The organism is Enterococcus sp. NPDC086594 (assembly GCF_044746145.1).
GTDB classification, from domain to species: Bacteria; Bacillota; Bacilli; order Lactobacillales; family Enterococcaceae; genus Enterococcus_D; species Enterococcus_D entomosocium.
Genome location: NZ_JBIVBP010000002.1, coordinates 204,619 through 224,290, shown reverse-complemented (window position 1 = coordinate 224,290; position 19,672 = coordinate 204,619). Strand labels below are relative to the sequence as shown.

The window sequence follows — 19,672 nt, the reverse complement described above, 5'->3', positions numbered from 1 at the left end:
TCCTAATTAGATGATTTCTACTATTTTTTGAACAGCCGCCAACTCAACAGGGATTCCATTGGCAGCTAGTGCAGCCTCTTCTCGTAACTGTTCTAAGTCACCATGTTGCGGCAAATGCGTCAACATTAATTTTTTCACCTGCGCTGCATGGGCGATCTCCCCTGCTTCTTTTGAAGTAAAATGAGCCTTGTGCCGCTCATTTCCTGCAAAAAGATAGGTATCTGCCAAGAATAAGTCAGCCCCTTCAGCAAACGGAACGAAAGATTCTAAATAGCCAGAGTCTCCAGTAAAAACAAAGACCTTGCCCGTGCTTTTCTCAACAAATCGCATGGCATAGCAAGTGACTGGATGGATCGTTTTCATAAAGGTAATGGTGAAAGGGCCCAATTCCAACGACTCAGACTGAAGGTAATCAAATCCTTGGGTCACTCCCGGCATCGTCAGACTTTCAAAATGAACCCTGTCCTCCCCATGACCGTAGATCGGCAAAACCTGCCGTTCTTCGTTTTCGGGATATAATTGCCAATAGTATTGTAATACCCCCAGATCCGCAATATGATCGTGATGGTAATGTGTCAAAATCACTGCATCTAAGTCTAAGGGATCAAGGATCTTTTCTAATTGGACCAAGGTGGTACTTCCCGCATCAAGCAGCAAATGAAAGCCATCTGACTCTACTAAATAGCCAGTAGTCCCTTCACCATTATACGGATAGGCACCTAAACAACCTAAGACAGTTATTTTCACATGTGTTTCCTCCTCTTTGGCTCCAGCTGATTTTCTACTTCTTTTATGCTATCACATCTCAGCTGATTTGACTAAAATCTGACCATTTTTTTTGCGAAAAAGGATCAAGAAAATGAGAAAAAAACGACGTCTATTGATGAATCCCTTGAATGAGTGTTCAACTCTATCCTTAAGGAACCATTTCAATGGTACGTCGTCTTTTTTTGCTTATCTGATCAGCGCTCGTTGTTCATTGATCAATTCTTCATAGAATGCTGCGTTGACCGCATACGCATAGGCGTTTGCCCACAACATCCCGATCAAAAGCGCCAAGAAACCCAGAATAAACCAACCAATCAGTGATAACTGCAGCCAAATGTATTGCCCCAGATGCGGTCGCAAGAGAGCAAAGGCTACTTTGATAGACTGAAGAACCCCTAATTCCGGCTGATCATAGCGTAGATAGATTGCTAATTGGATCACACCAGTAACGACTTGCGACAAAAAGAAGAACAAGATGATGGAGAGAATCGTCCCAATAACAAAAGCGATCGAACCGTTAAACATCGATACATCAATAGAAATTCCCCGATTAAAATTGAATACCAAGCCCAAATATTGATTAAGGCCTGATAAGACAAATTGCGGCAAGAAAATCGCAAAACTCAAAAGATAATTTAAAAGCGCGCTCACTAAATTTAGTAGCAAAAACGGTACATACAGACGCTTATCAAAGACGAGAAAAATATCCGCCACCTGGATTCCTCTGCCACGAACCAGATAGAGTGCCATAATACTCAATGCTACTGAAAAAGCAAAGAAGACAAAATTGTCCAAGATCAGATCGATCCAGCTCTCTGCATTGTTTGCACCAAAAGAAGTCCCAATACTACTAAAAAGCGAGCTGACCACCGCTTGTACCGCAACCGTTGCTAAAATACTTAAGACGAACGTTCCCCAGAATCCGCGCAAGGAGTTTTTAGCCGTCTCTCGAATCATTGTATTTGATCTCATAGACTCACCTTAATAACTGCGCAATGCTTTAACGGTCTTATCGTCTAAGCGGCGAACCACTTCCGTTACAAGCTTGACTGTATTGAAGTAGTCATCCTCATGAATGACAGAAGTATGAGAATGCAGGTAACGAACTGGCACAGTAATAGCGATCGAAGGAACCCCATCACGAGTCAAATGCATTTGACCAGCATCGGTTCCCCCACCAGTGATCACGGTATATTGGAAAGGAATTTCCATCTCTTCGGCGACATCGATCACAAAATCCAATAATTTCTTGTGAGGAATCATGGAAGCATCGAAAATCAAGACTTGTGGGCCTTTGCCTAACACAGAATCCGCTTCTTTTGGTGTCATTCCAGGTGTGTCCCCAGCGGTACCAGTATCTAGGGCGATAGCGATATCAGGATTCACTAAGTGAGTGCTTGTTCGCGCACCTCGTAGTCCAACTTCTTCCATCACGTCACTGCCGGCAAACAAGCAGTTTGGATGTCCTTCGGCTGCCAAGGTTTCTAATACCCGTAGTGATACCGCCGTACCGATTCGATTGTCCCATGCTTTGGCTAGCAAAAATTTGCTGTCGTTCATCCGTTTGTATTGGATATAGGGGGTGATCATGTCTCCAGGACGGATGCCCCAGCCTTTGGCTTCCTCTTCGCTTGACGCGCCGATATCGATGAACATATCTTTGATATCGTAAGGTTTGTTTCGAGTCTCTGGACTCAACACATGGGGTGGTTTTGAGCCGACGACACCGTGGATCAATTTGCCATCATTGGTTTTGATCTCCACTTGCTGTGCCAGCATCACTTGCCCCCACCAGCCACCAAGGGTTTGAAATTCGATAAAGCCTTTTTCCGTAATTTTCGTTACCATAAAGCCGACTTCATCCATATGTCCCGAAATAAAAATTTTCGGACCGCCGCCATCACCAACATGTTTGGCAATGACACTTCCTAAACCATCAAAAAAGATATCTTCAGCAAAGTCTTTGGCATATTCTTTAAAGACTTCACGCACTTCCTCCTCATTCCCAGGAACCCCACGTGCAGTCGTTAGGTCTATTAAAAGCTGTTCTTCTTTTTTCTCCATCTTGCTTCCTCCTTTGTCTCATTGATTATGATTATACCATTCTCTTAATCTGGTGCCAGAGGGAAATACAAAAAGATTGGTTAAACGAAAAAAAACGATCCTAGTTTCCTAGAATCGTTTTATCGTATAAATAGATCAAGTTTCAATAATCCGCAGACACAGCTTGACGGTAATCAAATAGGCAAACAGATAGACGACTGCTGCCACTGCTGCAAACAAATGAGCAACCCAATACCCGGGACTATCGATGATCTGTGTGAAAGTATTGATGGCAAATACCGCATGCAAAATCGCCAATAAGGTGCCAGGCATAAAAATCCAAATGTTTTGCCAGTACACCAACTTGCGCACTTCATTACGGGTGTAGCCTAATTTTGTCAATAGTCGGTAATTGTACTTTTCCCGCTCCGTGTTAGAAAATTGCCGAACGATCAAACTACTAGACGTGGTGATCAAAACGATCACCCCAACAAATAGCGATACGAACAAAATGATTCCTGCTTGTCGTCGCACCCCGCGCATTGTTGTAAAGCGATTGGCTAACGTTAGCCGATATGCGGTCGTCTGACCACTATCACTACTTGAATCCCGAGCGGTCTCTGGATAAAAGCGTACGTTTTTTTGGTCGTCGCTAAATTCATAGGTCAATGGATGCGCCCACTCGATTGGCAGCTCTTCATCCAACAACTGTGTCAGCGCGTCTGTTTGCACATTTTCGGTCTGTAAATAAGCAATGGTATAGGTGAATCCTTTGATTTGTTGGTACGCCTCATCTTGAATGACAAGGACATTGGGTAAAGAATAGCGTAAAGCACTATCACCAAAATAATCTTGTTCGGCTTGAATGAGTTTAAAATTATGCTGACTGCCGACTTTGACTTCATCGCGATATGTGATAAATGAACGAGTTACGTCGTATTGACTGTCAAAAAGTACAGCTTGCTTATCAGTACTCAGTCGAATCTCAGGAGCACCCGGAACCAGTTTTCGCAGACGCTGATAATCCGAAAGTGCCACCAGATTCACCATCATATTTTCGACACTTTCATCTTGCAATTCTCCTAGGTAGCGTGTCTGCACCGTCATATTGGTCATTTTGTAGGGAATTGCTTGTTCCGCTCTAATTGGCACATCCGACTTTTCTAAAAGGGTACGCAAGGCCCCTGCCTGCTCTCCTGACACCTGAAAGGAAGTTGGATAGATACGGTTCGTTGCTTGGTAATTCAAAGAGATGACCCCCATTGTTCCCCCTATCAATGAAATCGCGATTGCAGTGATAATCGTCAAAAGGGCGTAGCTTTTCCACGTCCTTTGCAAGTAAGCACGCACGTTATTGTAAGCAATCAACTTCGCCCCTTTGATAAGGCGTTTTTTTGGTTTACTCAAAAAATACAACAGTGCTGGCAAGGAACAATCAAAAAAGAGATAGGTTGCCGTTATACAGCAAAATAGAATCAGTAAAGGGATCCATAGAATCGCTGAAAAATCTTGCGTATACGTGATATAGTTGGTCCATGTTTCCCTTAGGGTCAATGACAGATAATACCCTACCCCAAGTAAAATCAGACCTAGGACCCCCATCAATGTACGAAACGGAGTCATTTTCATTTTTTTGATCGGTAAGCGGTATTCGGTCTTGATCAATTCACTCATTGGGGTACGCCAAACAAAAAGGATCACTTGAATACTCAATATAATCATTGCGGCGATAAAGACAAAGACCGTCGAAAAAATCGATTGCGGTGAATTAAAGAAATGACTGGTCAAATTTAGGCCCATCGCCCGAATCAAAATCATTGAGAAGAATTTTGAAAAAATAATTCCCATAAAGATACCGGTCACTAGAGAAAAAAAATTTAGTAAAAACGTTTCCCGTAGCAACAGCCAAGCAAGACGACCTTGTCGCAACCCCAAAAGCTGGTAAACACTGATTTCTTTTTGTCGCTGACTAAGAAAAAAATGATTGGCACTCAGCATAAAAAACAAGACAACAAATGCGACCACACTGCTGCCAAATCCTAATACCCCTTCAATGCGGATGTCTTGCTGGACCCGTTGATTCAGCAGACGATCATTCATCAAGGCGTTAAAGGAATAAAAAATCATCACGGCGGTCATCATACAAATAAAATACACCATATAATTGCGAAACTGCCGCAAAAAACTCCGCCAGCCGATTTTAAACAACATGGCGCGGACCGCCTCCAATCGTAGCCTGCATATCGATGATTTTTTCGAAAAATTCCTGACGGCTGCCTTTTTTGACAACTTCCGCAAAGAAGACACCATCGCGAATGAACAGAATCCGATTGCAGTAGCTGGCGGTGAAAGGATCATGGGTGACCATCAAGATCGTTGTTTTCTCTTGTTGATTGATTTGTGCTAAATACCGTAATAATTCTGTCGCCGCTTTTGAATCAAGGGCGCCAGTGGGTTCATCAGCAAAAAGGACCGCCGGACGACTGATGATTGCTCGAGCAGCAGCGACCCGCTGTTTTTGCCCTACAGACAATTCTTCTGGGTAGCGATCCAACAAGTGCTCGATCCCTAACAAATTGGCCGTCTCCTCGATACGTACTTGGGTTTCCTTCACGGGCAAGCGATCAATCGCTAAAGGCAGCAAAATATTGTCTCTGGCTGTCAATGTCTCTAAAAGATTAAAATCTTGAAAGATGAAGCCAATCTGCTGACGGCGAAAATCGCTGAGGGCTTTTTCCGACATTCGGGTAATGTCTTTGCCATCGATATAGATCGAGCCTAAGCTAGGTCGCATGATTGAAGACAAAAGATTCATCAAGGTCGTTTTCCCAGCACCGCTTGGCCCCATGACCCCAACAAATTCTCCTTGATCCACTGCAAAAGAAAGGTTATCTAATACTTTGGTTTGATTGAAACGGGTGCCGTAACTTTTTGTCAGATGCTTCACATCGATCATATTTTTCACACAGAACCCTCCTTTAAAAAAATTCTCTCCTTATGGTAGCATACTTTATCATTGAATACTTCTGCTTCAAAACAGAGAAAAAATAAATTTAAAAAAGTTTTTATTCATTATGTGAAACATGGAACAACCAAATCCTTAATCTTATCAAGTTTTCTCGGAAATACCTAAATGAATATACACCATATATTGTGTATATCCAAAACACAAACCCTTTACGACTACTATATATAGTTGCTCATTTCTACAATTTGTTTTATTATATTGTGGAAGATAAGGAGTGGTAGAAATGATGAACATTAAGAGAAATCCTGAGCAAGGGTTGGAAAGACAGTCCGCTTTGCGTCAGTTAAAAATCGTAAAACGTGATGGACGGCTTGTCGATTTTGATGATCAAAAAATTTATGATGCGTTAGTGAAAGCCCTGAGAAAAATCAACGGTGAGCTTTCTCCCATCGACCACGAAAAAATCACCGAGATCGTTGACAGTGTCGATCACGAGATCGCGGAACGTTTTCGTACAAATGTAAAAATCTATGAGATCCAAAATATCGTCGAGCATATCTTGTTAGCAAAGAACGAGTATGCCTTGGCTGAAGAATATATCAACTACCGGACCCATCGTGATTTCGAACGCAGCAAAGCAACAGACATCAACTTTACGATCAATAAATTGATGAATAAAGATCAATCGGTCGTCAATGAAAATGCCAATAAGGATAGTAACGTGTTCAACACACAACGTGATTTGACCGCTGGGATCGTAGGAAAATCGATTGGTTTGAAAATGCTGCCTCCTCACGTGGCAAATGCCCACCAAAAAGGCGACATTCATTACCATGACTTGGATTATCATCCATATACCCCAATGACTAACTGCTGCCTAATCGATTTTAAAGGCATGCTAAATAATGGATTTAAAATTGGGAACGCCGAAGTGGAATCGCCAAAATCGATCCAAACGGCCACCGCTCAAATCTCACAAATCATTGCAAATGTAGCATCGAGTCAATATGGTGGCTGTTCTGCTGATCGAACAGATGAATTATTGGCTCCTTTTGCTGAGTTGAATTACCAAAAACATTTAAAAGATGCCGAAGAATGGATTGAGACACCCGAACGTCGGGAAGCTTACGCGAAGAGCAAAACCCGCAAAGATATCTACGATGCAATGCAAAGTCTAGAATACGAAATCAATACGTTATTCACCTCTAACGGACAAACGCCGTTTACTTCCCTTGGCTTTGGTTTAGGAACCAACTGGTTCGAACGGGAAATTCAACGAGCGATTCTCCAAATTCGCATCAACGGGTTAGGCAGTGAAAAGCGTACCGCTATTTTCCCAAAATTGATTTTTAGTATTCGCCGTGGGGTCAACTTGGCCCCTACCGATCCGAACTATGATATTAAAGAACTGGCTTTAGAATGTGCCACTAAACGGATGTACCCGGATATTTTGAATTATGATAAATTGGTTGAATTGACTGGGAGCTTTAAAGTGCCGATGGGCTGTCGTTCTTTCTTGCAAGGCTGGAAAAACGAACGTGGTGAAGAAATCAATGTCGGTCGGATGAATCTAGGTGTCGTGACATTGAATATTCCACGGATCGCCTTAGAAGCAAATGGCGATCAAGAAAAATTCTGGTCACTGCTGGAGGACCGTCTGCAAATCGTTAAAGATGCCCTTGTCTATCGAGTGGAACGCTGTAAAGAAGCGAGTCCCGCCAATGCGCCGATCCTTTATATGTATGGGGCTTTCGGTGAACGTTTGGATCGCAAAGACAATGTCAACGAATTATTCAAAAACAAACGTGCCACTGTTTCGCTTGGTTACATTGGTTTATACGAAGCTGCTTCGGCTTTTTACGGTGGAACTTGGGAACAAGACCCAGAAGCAAAGGCCTTTACGATGGCGATCGTGAAAGAATTGAAAGCTCATGCCGATGCCTGGGGCGATGAATACGGCTATCATTTCAGTGTGTACTCGACCCCTAGTGAAAGCTTGACCGATCGTTTCTGTCGCTTAGATACCGAAAAATTCGGTGAAGTTGAAAATATTACCGACAAAGAATATTATACCAATAGCTTCCACTATGATGTGCGGAAAAATCCGACACCATTTGAGAAACTTGATTTTGAAAAGGACTATCCAAAATACTGTTCTGGTGGCTTTATTCATTACTGTGAATATCCAGTCTTGCAGCAAAATCCAAAAGCGTTAGAAGCGGTTTGGGATTACGCATATGATCGGGTCGCTTATCTTGGAACAAATACCCCTATCGATCACTGTTACGAGTGCGGATATGAAGGAGACTTTAATCCAACCGAACGAGGCTTTGAATGTCCACAATGTGGCAATCACGATCCAAAAAGTTGTGATGTTGTCAAAAGAACCTGCGGGTATCTTGGAAATCCTCAAGCTCGCCCGATGGTCAACGGTCGTCACAAAGAAATCTCTGCTCGGGTCAAACATTTGCAAGAATAATCATAAAAGGAGTGTTAGATTTCTTCTACACTCCTTTTATCCAACAACCCCTGTAATTCACAATAGAAAGAAGTTTTCGTATGAGAAATCCTAAGCCCCAAGAATGGAAAGCAAACGAGTACAGTCAAAATTATATTGCTGATTACAAAGCCTTCAACTTTGTGGACGGTGAAGGCATCCGAAATAGTTTATATGTGAGCGGCTGCCTGTTTGCTTGTGAAGGCTGTTTCAACAAAGCCGTCCAAAACTTTCGCTACGGCACACCTTTTACCCAAGAGCTAGAGGATCGAATCATTGAGGATCTGCGACATGACTATGTTCAAGGACTGACCCTCCTAGGCGGCGAACCTTTCTTGAACACGACGGTCTGTCTGAAAGTTGTTGATCGCGTTCGCGCCGAATTTGGTCATAGCAAGGACATTTGGAGCTGGTCAGGCTACACTTACGAAGAACTGCTCTTGGAGACCCCTGACAAACTAGAACTTTTATCCAAAATTGATATTTTGGTGGACGGCCGTTTTGAACTCAGCAAGCGAAACCTAAACTTGCAGTTTCGTGGTAGCAGCAATCAACGAATCATTGATCTTGCTGCATCTCGAGAACAAGGAAAAGCGGTTATCTGGGCAAAGTGCAAAGATGCTGAAGCAAGTTACGAACAAATCAAAAAACAAATTTAACGACTCAAAACACCGTGCATCTTGAGATGACCCCAAAAGTTAGACCAAAAAATCGAACTTTTGGGGTCACCACATCTTCCTTCAAAGATGATGCACGGTGTTTTTTTGTTATATAAAAATCAGTGACCAAGCTTTTTAAAGGTACTTACTTGCTTCACGAACCGTCAAAGGCGCCAGACTTTTTTGATGGCGTAGAAGAAAATCTTGGACCCACAGAGGATTCGTCTTGGCATAGTCTCGCAAGCTCCAGCCAATGGCTTTGTTGATAAAGAATTCAGAACTCCCCAAATTGTTGACAAGGATCTCTTCAAGTAATGGTCGATCCATCTGTTCTTTTTGCAACAATTGGTGAAGAATCGCCACTCGCCGTAGCCAAAGATTATCCTCAAGACTCCAACGAAGCATCTCAGCCTTTAACGCTGGCAGTCGGCGAACAAGCTTTCTGACGACCTCACTTAGTGCGTCCACGCTATCCCACCAAGATTTCGTTATGACTAACTGTTCAATTTTTCCTAGATCAACGGCTGATAAAAAGGGCTCCAGCGCCACTAAATAATCAATCGCAAGGTACTGGTGTTCCCGATAGCTGCTTTGCCAACATTGATCGATAAATTCCCAATCGATTCGTTTCATTTGTTTTGCTACTTTAAAGGCTGCTTTTTCCTGCTGACGGCGCAACGGTGTAGGGATGCCTAAAAACTCAAACTGATGCCGCATATAGGCGGCCATTTTTTCCCTTCGTTCTTCATCAGCCAAAGCAATCATCGTTTCATATACTTGATAGATCGTCATATTGGTCCTCCTTTTTAGGTCTACTGATCGTCAGATGTTTGCCATAAAGGCAGTACGATATTTTCATAGGTCAGAGGATCGAGATTTGTGACGGTGATTCCCAAAAGACGAATGCCTTTTTCAAGACCTAAAATCTCTTCCCAAATGAGACTGGCTTCTGAAAATAACTGTTCTTTTTTATGAACGTAAATCGGCAAAGTCACTCGTTTAGTGATCGTAGAGTAATCACTGTAACGGACTTTCAACACGACTGTTTTGCCATGTTTCTGTGTGCGCTTTAGTGATCTCTCAACTTCTTCTGCGATGGCGCGTAATTGACTTAAGACTTGTTCTTCACTCGTTAATGGATTGCCGTATGTATGCTCCTTACCGACTGATTTTCGTTCTCTGGTCACACTGACTGGTGAATCATGGATTCCTCTAACTTTGCGATACAAAGAATACCCCATTTTGCCAAATTCGCGGATCAACGCCATCTCACTCCAAGCGTATAGATCTGCTCCTGTAAAAATGCCTAACTCATGCATCCTGGGGACAGTTTTCTTCCCGATCCCATGAAATTTATCGATGGGTAGTTGTTGTAAAAAGGCCACTGCCTCATCCGGCATCACCACTGTTAACCCTCGTGGTTTATGATAATCCGAGGACAATTTTGCCAAAAACTTGTTGTAACTGACGCCTGCCGAACAAGTCAAATGGGTCTCATGCCAGATGTCTCGCTGAATCAGACGAGCGATCTTAATTGCTGAAGGACAGTTGATTTTGTTAACTGTGACGTCCAGATACGCTTCATCAATTGAAACTGGTTCGATGATGTCGGTGTATCGGTGAAAAATTTCTCTGACTTGCTGGGACACTTCACGATACTTTTGATGATTCCCCGGTTTAAAAATCGCTTGCGGACAAAGCTCGTAGGCTTTTTGTGCGCTCATTGCCGAATGGATGCCATATTGTCGCGCCAGATAATTCGCTGTCGTGACCACTCCTCGGCCGCCGGTATCACTTGGGTGACGGGCAATGACAAGGGGATGCTTGGCCAGCTCAGGATCATCCCGTTCTTCCACCGAAGCAAAAAAAGCATCCATATCAATATGAATAATTTTGCGGCTCGTATCATTTTTTAAGGGAAATTGCAGTTCCGACATCGTTGCTCACCTCGCTTCTTATTATAAACGAACAGAAGTTCCCTATCAAGCAAGGAATCAAGACAAAGACGCAAAAAGGACCAATTTTCATTGGCCCTTCCCTATACGTTCGCTACTTTTGCTGCACGGTTCATGACCCAAGAAGTTCTGCTATAAGGCAGCTTCTCCTCGTTCATTGGTGCGAATCCGAATCGCTTCTTCCAAAGGGTAGACGAATATTTTGCCATCACCGACTTCATCTGTCCGACAGATCGATACAATCAGCTCAATCACGGCATCGACTTTTTCATCTGCCAAAACAAAGCGGACATTTACTTTCGGTAAAAGAGTCGTGATCACTTCTTGGCCACGAATAAACTCTTTTAACCCTTTTTGATTGCCACACCCGAGAACTTGACTGACCGTCATCCCACTGATCAGATCCGATTGATCCAAAGCGGCTTTTAGCTCCTCTAATTTTTCTTGGCGAATAATCGCTTCAACTTTTTTCATGACTGCTCCTCCACTCTTAAGAATCTAACCCCATAAAGGTAGGATAGGCCGTTTCATCATGTTCGATCCGATCCATCCCCACCGCTTCTTCTTGCTGAGATACGCGAATCGGCATCACCCATTTGATCAAGGTAATTATGACAAAGGATAGGATACCAGCGAACAAAATCGTAAATACGATACTTTCGGCTTGTGCGATAAAAAGATCAACACCGCCATAAAGCAATCCTGAATGTCCGCCAACAGCGGGATCGGCAAAGATCCCGGTCATCAAACCACCGAAGATTCCGCCTACCCCGTGACAACCAAAGGCATCCAATGCATCATCTAACCCTAATCGATGTTTGATGACGGAAATAAAGAAGTAACAAAACGGACTGACTAAAGCGCCAATGATAAAGGAAGACCAAAGGGAGACAAACCCCGCCCCTGGTGTGATGGCAACTAAGCCCACCACTGCACCTGTACAAGCACCGACGATTGTCGGTTTTCCCACGACGATTTTTTCGATCAGCATCCAAGAAAGCATCGCACTGGCTGCTGCTGTATTCGTGGTCATTAGGGCGTGGATCGCTAGACCATCAGCTGCTAACGCAGAGCCAGCATTAAAGCCAAACCAGCCAAACCATAAAAGACCGGCACCTAGTACAACAAAGGGAATATTATGAGGACGATATTCGGTTTGATGAAATTCTCGTCGCTTACCGACAACGATCGCTAAGACTAGCCCACTGATTCCCGAACTGATGTGAACGACATTGCCTCCTGCAAAATCGATCGAGCCGATCGCATCTAAGAAGCCACCGCCCCACACCATATGCGCCATTGGAAAATACACGAAAACCAGCCAGAAGCCAATAAATAGAAAAATAGCAGAGAACCGCATTCTTCCAACGACTGATCCAGTGATAATCGCCGTTGTGATCAAAGCAAACATCATTTGAAAGGCAGCAAACAACCCTTCTGGAATTCCCTCTCCTTCTGACATCGAAACATGATTGAAAAAGACTTTGTCTAAATTGCCAATAAATGATCCTGTCCCGCTAAAGGATAATGTATACCCTAGAGCGACCCAGAGGACGGACGCCAAGCCCATCGTACAAATCACCATCATCATGGTATTGAGGATGTTTTTGCGTCGTTCCAATCCTCCATAAAAAAATGCCAATGCTGGAGTCATTAGAAAAACCATACCGCTACAAATTAAAATAAATGCAATATTCCCTGTATCCATTTTACACGCCTCCCTTTCTATATGTTAGCTATCCTAACACCATATTTTCGAATAAGCTAGATTTTTCTGAGAAAAACATGAATTTTCTGAAAATAGCTGACTTTATATGTTAGGTAATATCACATAAGTGAGCGTGTGGTACAAAAAAATACCGAGAGAAGTCTCGGTATGATTACTCTTCTATTTGGTGATACGCTTGATAGACAAGCTGTTTCTTTACTTGATTACGTTTAGCCACTTCTTTGATTGCTTCTTTTGAGGACATTTCGGCCTCTTCCATCAAGGCAGCTACTTGTTCTGCGTAACTTCCTTCATAAACAATTTCATGTATTTCAGAAGAGCCTTCCACCAACAGACAGCATTCTCCTTTGATTGGCTGCTGCTCTAAATAGTCGATCAATTCAGAAAAGGTCCCTCGCAAGTATTCTTCATGGATTTTTGTCAATTCTCGGCAAATGACTGCCTGACGTTCACCAAATACCTCTAGCATTGTTTCAATCGTCGCTGCGATTCGATAGGGTGACTCATAAAAAATCATCGTTGCTTTCTGGGTCGCTAATTCACTCAAGGCTTGTTTTTGTTCTTTTTTCTTACGAGGTAAAAAGCCATAAAAGAGATTTGGTTGCGGCGATAAGCCTGAAGCAATCAACGCTGTCAAACCTGCCGTAGGTCCCGGAAGCGCAATCACCGCGATTCCTTCAGCTAGACAGGCCTTGACTAATTCATGCCCCGGATCACTGATGGAGGGCATACCAGCATCGCTGCATTGGGCAATGGTCTTGCCCATCTGCAGCTGTTCTACCAACTGCGGAACTCGCTCTTTATAATTGTGTTCATGTAAGCTTTTTTGCGGCGTCGAGATCTCAAAATGATTCAACAATTTCTGGGTATTGCGAGTATCTTCACTTGCGATCAGGTCCGCTTCTTTTAAAATTTTGACACAGCGGACCGTCATATCTTCCAAGTTCCCGATCGGTGTCGGAACAAGATACAGTTTTCCAGTGTCTTGTTTATAACTTTGTTGCTTTTGCATGTACTGCTCCTTTCGAAAAAAAGACCAGTGGAAACTGATCTTTTTTCTAACGAACCTATTAGACTGTCAGTCAGTTATTTGCCGCTTTCACGATAGATCACTTCTAGACAAAATGCACAAGGTTCATCATGTTCTCTGCGAGAACCGTATAAGTCATAACAAACATGAAATCCTTCTTCGTAAATCTTTTCTAAATTCATTCGTGATTTAGAAAGTTCTTGTTTGACCGATTCAGCGGGTGCATCTGCCACTTGGTTCAACTCACGAATGTGTTCACGTAAGCGTTGATTTTCCAATTCTAATGTCGTATTTTTTTCGACGATTTCTTGCAAAGACTGCTTCATTTCCGCTAGATTATTTAAGGAATTTTGCAACTCCGATTCTAACTGATTCAATCCGTCATATATTGATCGTTTGTCCATGCTCATTATGGTCACCTACTTATTTTGTCACTAGTTCTTCATAATCATATTCGATTGGTGTTTGCCGATCATGCAAACGGACTTTGATCACTCGGCTCAACAGATCCAGCCCAACCACACGTCCTTTGCCATCTGGCGTTTCAACTTCCTTGCCGCGATCCGGCAATTCTTTTTTCGCCCGCTCATATTCTTCACTTTCATACTTAAGACAGCACATCAAACGACCGCATAATCCTGAGATTTTCGCAGGATTCAAGGAAAGTCCTTGATCTTTAGCCATCTTGATGGATACAGGGATAAAATCCCCTAAAAACGTCGCACAGCATAGTTTGCGACCACAGGGCCCAACTCCGCCTAGTGCCTTCGCTTCATCCCTGACACCGATTTGGCGCAGTTCAATCCGGGTATGAAATTCACTTGCCAAGTCTTTGACTAATTCGCGAAAGTCAACACGGCTTTCTGCAGTAAACGAAAAAATCAGTTTTGTCCGCTCAAAGGTATAGGCTACTCGAATCAGTTTCATTGGCAACTGATGTGCGCGGATTTTTTCTTTTCCAATTTTTAACGCTTCATCTGCCGCCTTTTGATTGGCTGCTGCCTGTTCCAAATCTTTCTTCGTCGCCCGACGTAAGATAGGTTTGACTACCTGAGGCAAATCGATCTCATTCATTTCTCTGCTTTTGGTGACGACTGTGGCAAGACATTTAGCATCTTGTGATTCCACGATGACTTGGTCATTTATAGTATAGGTCTGTTTTTTCGGTGTGTAAAAATAAATCTGGCCTACGTCATGATAACGCACTCCGACAACTTCGATCATCTCTGGTCTCCTTTTCCGGCTGCTGCGTTTTATCCATAGATGATTTTCACGGAAAATTGTTCTGCCACACCTTGGAAAGACACATTGGCTTGCAACTTTTTTTGTGCTTGCAATGCGGCTTCAATGGCACGATTGATCTCTTTTCCCCATAAACCTTGCCCCAACAATCGATCCCGCTCCTCTTGAAAGTAAAATAACAAGAGCAAAAAGATTTCTGATTGCTGATTTTTTTCTTTTGCTAGACCCAATAATTTTTTCTGAACAAAAATAAATGCTTGCGGGTCTTTCTTCAAAAGGTAATTCACCCAACGCTTAACAGCATCCTTAGTTTCATTAAACCATTCATCTTGCGAGATTTCAACTGCTTTATGATAACTATTGGTCAAGTGGCTTAGAAGTCGGCTTGTCTCTTTAGAAAGTCCCTCTTCTTGTAACTTTTCTTGCAGTTTTTCTTTTGACAAAGGAGAGAAATGAATGATCTGACAGCGAGACTGGATGGTTGGCAAAATACGACCAAGGCTCTCCGTTTCTAAGATCGCCAGAAAGTTTCCCACTGGTTCTTCTAAAAACTTTAGTAAACTGTTGGCAGCGCTGTTGTTCATTTTGTCAGCTTGAGACAAAATAAAGATTTTCAAACGGCTTTCAAAGCCGCTTTTTGAGAACTCCTCTTGCAGCTGTCGAATCTGGTCGACTTTGATCATCTGCCCATCAGGTTCAATTTGGATAACGTCAGGATGCTCTCCTTGGGCGATCCGTAGACAATTGCTGCATGCACCACATGGCGCTTCTTCTTGTACATTGGCACAAAAAAGGCGTTTTGCGAGCCATAGACTTAGTTCATGCTTGCCAGTCCCCTTGTCCCCTTCAAAAAGATAAGCATGAGCAATGCGCCCATGCTTGATACTTTTTTTTAGTTGGGCAAAAACAAGAGGCTGGTATTCTTGTAGAAATAACTCCTCCATGAAATGCTCCTTTTTTAATATTGATGGAATCCGTCAACTGGCAGCACGAATACGGTGGCGCCACCGACTTCGACTTCGACCGGATAAGGAACTTGACCATCTAAGGATATATCTAGTGACATCGGTGTCGAGACATATTGCTTTCTTGATTGACAGGTTTTTTTAATCAATTCTAACGCATCTTGCACACGGTCATCTTCAATACCAATGATAAACGTACTATTACCAGCCTTTAAAAAACCACCCGTTGATGACAATTTTGTAGCACGGATATTGGCATCAATAAACTCATTTGCCAAACGATTACTGTCTTTGTCTTGTACGATTGCCATAATTAATTTCATGGGACCATCTCCTTTGTGTTATCCAACCTACCCTAGATTGATTTGAAGTAAGCAGGATACGATTCAACGATTGCTGAATAGCTGGATTCAACAACTTCTTGTAACCCCATTCTAGCATCAATCTTATGAATGCGTACAGGATTTTCTTCCGCTAGCTTTAGATACGCATGACGAACCCGTTGATGAAACTCCAATCCTTCCGAATCTAGTCGGTCATATTGATGTGCACGATTTTCTTGGATGCGACGCAAGCCAGTATCAGAGTCAACATCTAGATACAAGGTAAAATCAGGGGTCGTTCCTTCCGTCGCAAACTCGTTGATCCGTGCGATCTCAGGAATCCCGATGCGACGTCCAGCTCCTTGATAGGCAAGCGAACTGTCAACAAAGCGGTCACAGATCACGATGTGTCCGGCGTTCAATGCCGGCAGGACAACCTCAATCAAGTGTTGGCGGCGTGCCGCTGCATAAAGTAAGGCTTCGGTCCGCTCATCCATTTCTTCATTTCGCGGATCTAAAATAATTTTACGAATTTTTTCAGCGATTTTAACTCCGCCAGGTTCTCTTGTTTTAACGATTTTTCTTGTTGCTTCAAGCTGTAACCGAGGATACAATTCTTCGATCACACTGGTTTTTCCAGCACCATCCGGTCCTTCGATGGTTATAAACAATCCATTCACCCTAATTGCCTCCAATATCTTTATAATTCTCGGCGACCTTCTACTGCTTTTAGCAAGGTCACTTCATCCGCGTATTCAATATCGCTGCCCACAGATAAGCCATGAGCCAAACGCGTGACTTTAATACCGGCAGGCTTGATCAAACGCGACATATACATCGCCGTCGCTTCGCCTTCCGTGGTCGCATTGGTCGCAATGATCACTTCTTTGACCTGATCATCATGCAGCCGCTGTATCAGGGATGCAATGTTGATATCTTCTGGACCTGTCCCTTCCATCGGGGATAACACGCCATGCAGCACATGATAAAGTCCATGATACTCGCGGACTTTTTCTAATGCCATGACATCTTTAGGCTCTTCAACTACTAAAATCGTTTCTTTGTCTCTTGTGGGATCACTGCAGATTTCACAAGGATCTTCTTCCGTTATATTTCCGCAAATACTGCAAAAGTGCAAATCTCGTTTAACACTAAGCAACGATTTAGCAAACTCATTGACGACTTCTTCTTTCATATCAATCGTATAAAATGCCAAACGTGTTGCGGTTTTTTGTCCAATTCCCGGCAGTTTCATGTAACTGTCGATCAATCGGGCGATCGGTTCAGGATATTGCACCGTCATTTCTCCTTTTATAGACCCGGAATGTTTCTTGTATATTTGCCCATTGTTTGTTCCGATTCTTTTTCAATTTTTTTTAATCCGTCATTGATGGCTAAAATGATCATATCTTGCAGCATTTCCACATCGTCAGCATCAACGATTGCTTCATTGATAGCAATGTCTTGTAACGTCTTATCGCCAGTAAAGGTCGCTTTGACATAGCCATTTGTCGATTCGCCGATAAATTCTTTGCTGTTTAGTGCTTCTTGTTCTTTCATCATTTCTTTTTGCATTTTTTGCATTTGTTTCATCATGCCTTGCATATTTCCCATGCCTCGCATCATTATTCATCACTCCATATTCATTAATTTTCTTCAATGCTGGTTAATTCACCAAATAACTCTTGCGCTTTTGTTACTAAGTCGTCATTTTCTGGTTCGACAGGAGCGGCTTCGGTCTCTTCTTGCTCTACTTCAATTTCTGACTCTTCCGTTGCTTGACCGCCAGCCAAAAACTCTTGTCGTAGCGTCGGCCAACTTTCTTTTGTAATAAAGACAGCCTGTGGGGCGTAGTCTTTGATCATACGGGACAATTGATTATGGATCATCAATTGAAACTCTTGGTCGTTACTTGCTCGCTGACATAAGATCTCATAGTCAAAAGCGATCACGACGCCCGATTCGCTGGCAGCTTTTGCTTCACTGGAGTGCAGCATAGCTCTTTGCGTCACGGAAAGAGACATCAAAAGATCGTCCCAAACATTACGAACATTTGCCAAGTCTTTCTTCGTTGCACTTTTCAGCACTTGGAACACGCGTTCCTTTGGTAAACGGAACGTAGTGGTCGCCTTGGTTTTCTTCACTGGCGCGGTGGTTTCAGCAACGGCACCTGTCGGTCGATTCTCTTGCAGTCGTTGCACCTCTGCCTGAAGTTTTTGCAGTGCTTGACGTAACTGCGCCACTTCTTGACTATTGTCAGCTGAATTGCTGGCAACAGCAGCACTTTCTGGATCATTGGCTAATTTGACCACAGCCACTTCCAAATAGATCGTAGGATTGTTCGTAAATCGTACTTCATTTTGCGTATCGTTTAAGACCGTGATCCAGTGATAGATTTTTGCTGGCGGGGTAATTTTTGCCAGTGTTTGAAACGCTTCAGTCAACTGCAGAGACTTTTCAGATAGCAGCTGCGGCGCTTGTTGATACATCAGCAAGTCTCGACAATAAACCAACAAGTTTTCCAATAAACGGCGGGCTTCTTTACCAGAGGCTAATAACTCCCGCAAGGTCGCTAACGCATCGGCAACTTCTTTTTCCCCACAAGCCTGCATCAGACGGTCCATCATTTCATAGGACAAGCTGCCCGTCACTTCTAGAGCATCTTGGGTCGTTACGGTTCCATCACTAAAAGCGATCGCCTGGTCGGTGATACTCAAGGCATCCCGCATACCGCCTTCTGCGGCTCGCGCAATGATCTGTAAAGCTTCTGCTTCGTAATTGATCTCGCTAGTAGTAAGGACCGTTTCCAAATGACCCACGATGTCTTGCGTATTGATCCGTTTGAAATCAAATCGTTGGGTTCGGGAAATAATCGTTGCTGGAATCTTATGGGGCTCTGTTGTTGCCAAAATAAAGACAACATTTTTCCGTGGTTCTTCCAATGTTTTTAGTAATGCATTAAATGCGCCTGTTGACAGCATGTGCACTTCATCAATGATATAAACTTTGTATTCTGCTTGGGTCGGTGCATAGTTCGCACGATCACGAATAAAGCGAATTTCTTCTACACCGTTGTTACTTGCCGCATCGATTTCGATCACGTCTTCTTGCGTTCCTGCTGTGATTGAGCGACACATGTCACACTCATTGCAAGGCTCGCCATTGACTTGGTTCGGACAATTGATGGCTTTGGCAAAAATTTTCGCTGCACTTGTTTTCCCGGTTCCTCGAGGGCCCGTAAACAAGTAAGCATGCGAGATTTGATTTTGATCGATTGCATTTTTTAAGGTTTGGGTAATTGCTTTTTGTCCGACAACATCATCAAAACGCTGAGAACGCCAAACACGATATAATGCTTGATAGGCCATAGTTTTCCACACTCATTTCAAAATTCGCTACCTTCTATTATACGTAATATCAGCTAAAAAAACCACCGTTTGCGTGGTGGAATCTTAAAAGAAATGGAAATTTAATTCGAAGAGCCATTCCGCGC

General features: G+C 43.1%; 20 protein-coding genes. 2 read left to right on the top strand and 18 right to left on the bottom strand.

Annotated features, from left to right (window positions below):
• Positions 1-6: 6 nt before the first annotated feature.
• The 5 genes from ACIPK1_RS05500 to ACIPK1_RS05480 all read right to left on the bottom strand — a co-directional run bounded on the left by ACIPK1_RS05500 (position 7) and on the right by ACIPK1_RS05480 (position 5,776).
• Positions 7-747: an MBL fold metallo-hydrolase gene (locus ACIPK1_RS05500; RefSeq protein WP_005236590.1), complete on the bottom strand. Its 741-nt coding sequence runs from the start codon at positions 745-747 to the stop codon at positions 7-9.
• Positions 748-954: 207 nt separating this feature from the next.
• A complete protein-coding gene (locus ACIPK1_RS05495; RefSeq protein ID WP_253271647.1) occupies positions 955-1,740 on the bottom strand; it encodes a DUF975 family protein in 786 nt (261 codons plus the stop codon).
• 9 nt (positions 1,741-1,749) lie between these two features.
• Positions 1,750-2,832: a M42 family metallopeptidase gene (locus ACIPK1_RS05490; RefSeq protein WP_005236602.1), complete on the bottom strand. Its 1,083-nt coding sequence runs from the start codon at positions 2,830-2,832 to the stop codon at positions 1,750-1,752.
• Positions 2,833-2,967: 135 nt separating this feature from the next.
• Positions 2,968-5,022 (bottom strand): FtsX-like permease family protein, encoded by a 2,055-nt coding sequence (locus ACIPK1_RS05485; protein WP_400450161.1) that lies wholly within the window; start codon positions 5,020-5,022, stop codon positions 2,968-2,970.
• Positions 5,012-5,776 carry an ABC transporter ATP-binding protein gene (locus ACIPK1_RS05480; RefSeq protein ID WP_005236606.1) on the bottom strand — a complete coding sequence of 255 codons (765 nt, stop codon included), beginning with the start codon at positions 5,774-5,776 and terminating at the stop codon, positions 5,012-5,014. The genes ACIPK1_RS05485 and ACIPK1_RS05480 overlap by 11 nt, the downstream gene beginning before the upstream one ends.
• 286 nt (positions 5,777-6,062) lie before the next feature.
• Here ACIPK1_RS05480 and nrdD point away from each other — a divergent pair, with 286 nt between their 5' ends.
• Positions 6,063-8,258: an anaerobic ribonucleoside-triphosphate reductase gene (gene nrdD / locus ACIPK1_RS05475; protein ID WP_005236607.1), complete on the top strand. Its 2,196-nt coding sequence runs from the start codon at positions 6,063-6,065 to the stop codon at positions 8,256-8,258.
• A gap of 80 nt (positions 8,259-8,338) precedes the next feature.
• The gene (gene nrdG / locus ACIPK1_RS05470; protein ID WP_005236608.1) at positions 8,339-8,935 is read left to right on the top strand and encodes an anaerobic ribonucleoside-triphosphate reductase activating protein; all 597 of its coding nucleotides are present in this window, start codon (positions 8,339-8,341) and stop codon (positions 8,933-8,935) included.
• A 135-nt stretch (positions 8,936-9,070) separates the two neighbouring features.
• On the opposite strand, the gene ACIPK1_RS05465 is transcribed toward nrdG, so the two are convergent.
• The 13 genes from ACIPK1_RS05465 to dnaX form a co-directional block, all read right to left on the bottom strand.
• Positions 9,071-9,727: a DNA alkylation repair protein gene (locus ACIPK1_RS05465; protein WP_008381592.1), complete on the bottom strand. Its 657-nt coding sequence runs from the start codon at positions 9,725-9,727 to the stop codon at positions 9,071-9,073.
• A 20-nt stretch (positions 9,728-9,747) separates the two neighbouring features.
• On the bottom strand, positions 9,748-10,872 hold the full coding sequence (gene dinB / locus ACIPK1_RS05460) for a DNA polymerase IV (protein ID WP_005236610.1): 1,125 nt from the start codon (positions 10,870-10,872) through the stop codon (positions 9,748-9,750).
• Positions 10,873-11,022: 150 nt separating this feature from the next.
• A complete protein-coding gene (locus ACIPK1_RS05455; RefSeq protein ID WP_005229830.1) occupies positions 11,023-11,364 on the bottom strand; it encodes a P-II family nitrogen regulator in 342 nt (113 codons plus the stop codon).
• Between the two features lie 16 nt (positions 11,365-11,380).
• On the bottom strand, positions 11,381-12,598 hold the full coding sequence (locus ACIPK1_RS05450; RefSeq protein ID WP_005236611.1) for an ammonium transporter: 1,218 nt from the start codon (positions 12,596-12,598) through the stop codon (positions 11,381-11,383).
• A gap of 172 nt (positions 12,599-12,770) precedes the next feature.
• A complete protein-coding gene (rsmI, locus tag ACIPK1_RS05445) occupies positions 12,771-13,631 on the bottom strand; it encodes a 16S rRNA (cytidine(1402)-2'-O)-methyltransferase (RefSeq protein ID WP_400450159.1) in 861 nt (286 codons plus the stop codon).
• A 74-nt stretch (positions 13,632-13,705) separates the two neighbouring features.
• Positions 13,706-14,053, bottom strand: a complete 348-nt coding sequence (locus ACIPK1_RS05440; RefSeq protein ID WP_077452675.1) for a DNA replication initiation control protein YabA — start codon at positions 14,051-14,053, stop codon at positions 13,706-13,708.
• Positions 14,054-14,072: 19 nt separating this feature from the next.
• Entirely contained in the window at positions 14,073-14,873 is an 801-nt protein-coding gene (locus ACIPK1_RS05435) for a stage 0 sporulation family protein (protein ID WP_400450157.1), read from the bottom strand.
• 29 nt (positions 14,874-14,902) lie between these two features.
• Entirely contained in the window at positions 14,903-15,835 is a 933-nt protein-coding gene (gene holB, locus ACIPK1_RS05430) for a DNA polymerase III subunit delta' (RefSeq protein WP_005236622.1), read from the bottom strand.
• Between the two features lie 14 nt (positions 15,836-15,849).
• Positions 15,850-16,179, bottom strand: coding sequence for a cyclic-di-AMP receptor (locus ACIPK1_RS05425; protein ID WP_005229817.1), 330 nt, complete (start codon positions 16,177-16,179; stop codon positions 15,850-15,852).
• Between the two features lie 32 nt (positions 16,180-16,211).
• Positions 16,212-16,859 carry a dTMP kinase gene (gene tmk, locus ACIPK1_RS05420; RefSeq protein WP_005229815.1) on the bottom strand — a complete coding sequence of 216 codons (648 nt, stop codon included), beginning with the start codon at positions 16,857-16,859 and terminating at the stop codon, positions 16,212-16,214.
• Positions 16,860-16,879: 20 nt separating this feature from the next.
• Positions 16,880-17,476 (bottom strand): recombination mediator RecR, encoded by a 597-nt coding sequence (recR, locus tag ACIPK1_RS05415; protein WP_005229813.1) that lies wholly within the window; start codon positions 17,474-17,476, stop codon positions 16,880-16,882.
• 14 nt (positions 17,477-17,490) lie between these two features.
• Complete coding sequence (locus ACIPK1_RS05410; protein WP_005236633.1) at positions 17,491-17,805, bottom strand: YbaB/EbfC family nucleoid-associated protein; 315 nt, start codon at positions 17,803-17,805, stop codon at positions 17,491-17,493.
• A gap of 20 nt (positions 17,806-17,825) precedes the next feature.
• Complete coding sequence (gene dnaX / locus ACIPK1_RS05405; protein ID WP_016621226.1) at positions 17,826-19,547, bottom strand: DNA polymerase III subunit gamma/tau; 1,722 nt, start codon at positions 19,545-19,547, stop codon at positions 17,826-17,828.
• Positions 19,548-19,672: the final 125 nt, after the last annotated feature.

Excerpts from the sequence above, each read along its gene's own strand:
- ACIPK1_RS05495 (WP_253271647.1), bottom strand. The coding sequence starts at position 1,740 with ATGAGATCAAATACAATGATTCGAGAGACGGCTAAAAACTCCTTGCGC.
- ACIPK1_RS05490 (WP_005236602.1), bottom strand. The coding sequence starts at position 2,832 with ATGGAGAAAAAAGAAGAACAGCTTTTAATAGACCTAACGACTGCACGT.
- ACIPK1_RS05485 (WP_400450161.1), bottom strand. The coding sequence starts at position 5,022 with ATGTTGTTTAAAATCGGCTGGCGGAGTTTTTTGCGGCAGTTTCGCAAT.
- nrdD (WP_005236607.1), top strand. The coding sequence starts at position 6,063 with ATGATGAACATTAAGAGAAATCCTGAGCAAGGGTTGGAAAGACAGTCC.
- nrdG (WP_005236608.1), top strand. The coding sequence starts at position 8,339 with ATGAGAAATCCTAAGCCCCAAGAATGGAAAGCAAACGAGTACAGTCAA.
- ACIPK1_RS05465 (WP_008381592.1), bottom strand. The coding sequence starts at position 9,727 with ATGACGATCTATCAAGTATATGAAACGATGATTGCTTTGGCTGATGAA.
- dinB (WP_005236610.1), bottom strand. The coding sequence starts at position 10,872 with ATGTCGGAACTGCAATTTCCCTTAAAAAATGATACGAGCCGCAAAATT.
- ACIPK1_RS05455 (WP_005229830.1), bottom strand. The coding sequence starts at position 11,364 with ATGAAAAAAGTTGAAGCGATTATTCGCCAAGAAAAATTAGAGGAGCTA.
- ACIPK1_RS05450 (WP_005236611.1), bottom strand. The coding sequence starts at position 12,598 with ATGGATACAGGGAATATTGCATTTATTTTAATTTGTAGCGGTATGGTT.
- rsmI (WP_400450159.1), bottom strand. The coding sequence starts at position 13,631 with ATGCAAAAGCAACAAAGTTATAAACAAGACACTGGAAAACTGTATCTT.
- ACIPK1_RS05440 (WP_077452675.1), bottom strand. The coding sequence starts at position 14,053 with ATGGACAAACGATCAATATATGACGGATTGAATCAGTTAGAATCGGAG.
- ACIPK1_RS05435 (WP_400450157.1), bottom strand. The coding sequence starts at position 14,873 with ATGATCGAAGTTGTCGGAGTGCGTTATCATGACGTAGGCCAGATTTAT.
- holB (WP_005236622.1), bottom strand. The coding sequence starts at position 15,835 with ATGGAGGAGTTATTTCTACAAGAATACCAGCCTCTTGTTTTTGCCCAA.
- ACIPK1_RS05425 (WP_005229817.1), bottom strand. The coding sequence starts at position 16,179 with ATGAAATTAATTATGGCAATCGTACAAGACAAAGACAGTAATCGTTTG.
- ACIPK1_RS05410 (WP_005236633.1), bottom strand. The coding sequence starts at position 17,805 with ATGATGCGAGGCATGGGAAATATGCAAGGCATGATGAAACAAATGCAA.
- dnaX (WP_016621226.1), bottom strand. The coding sequence starts at position 19,547 with ATGGCCTATCAAGCATTATATCGTGTTTGGCGTTCTCAGCGTTTTGAT.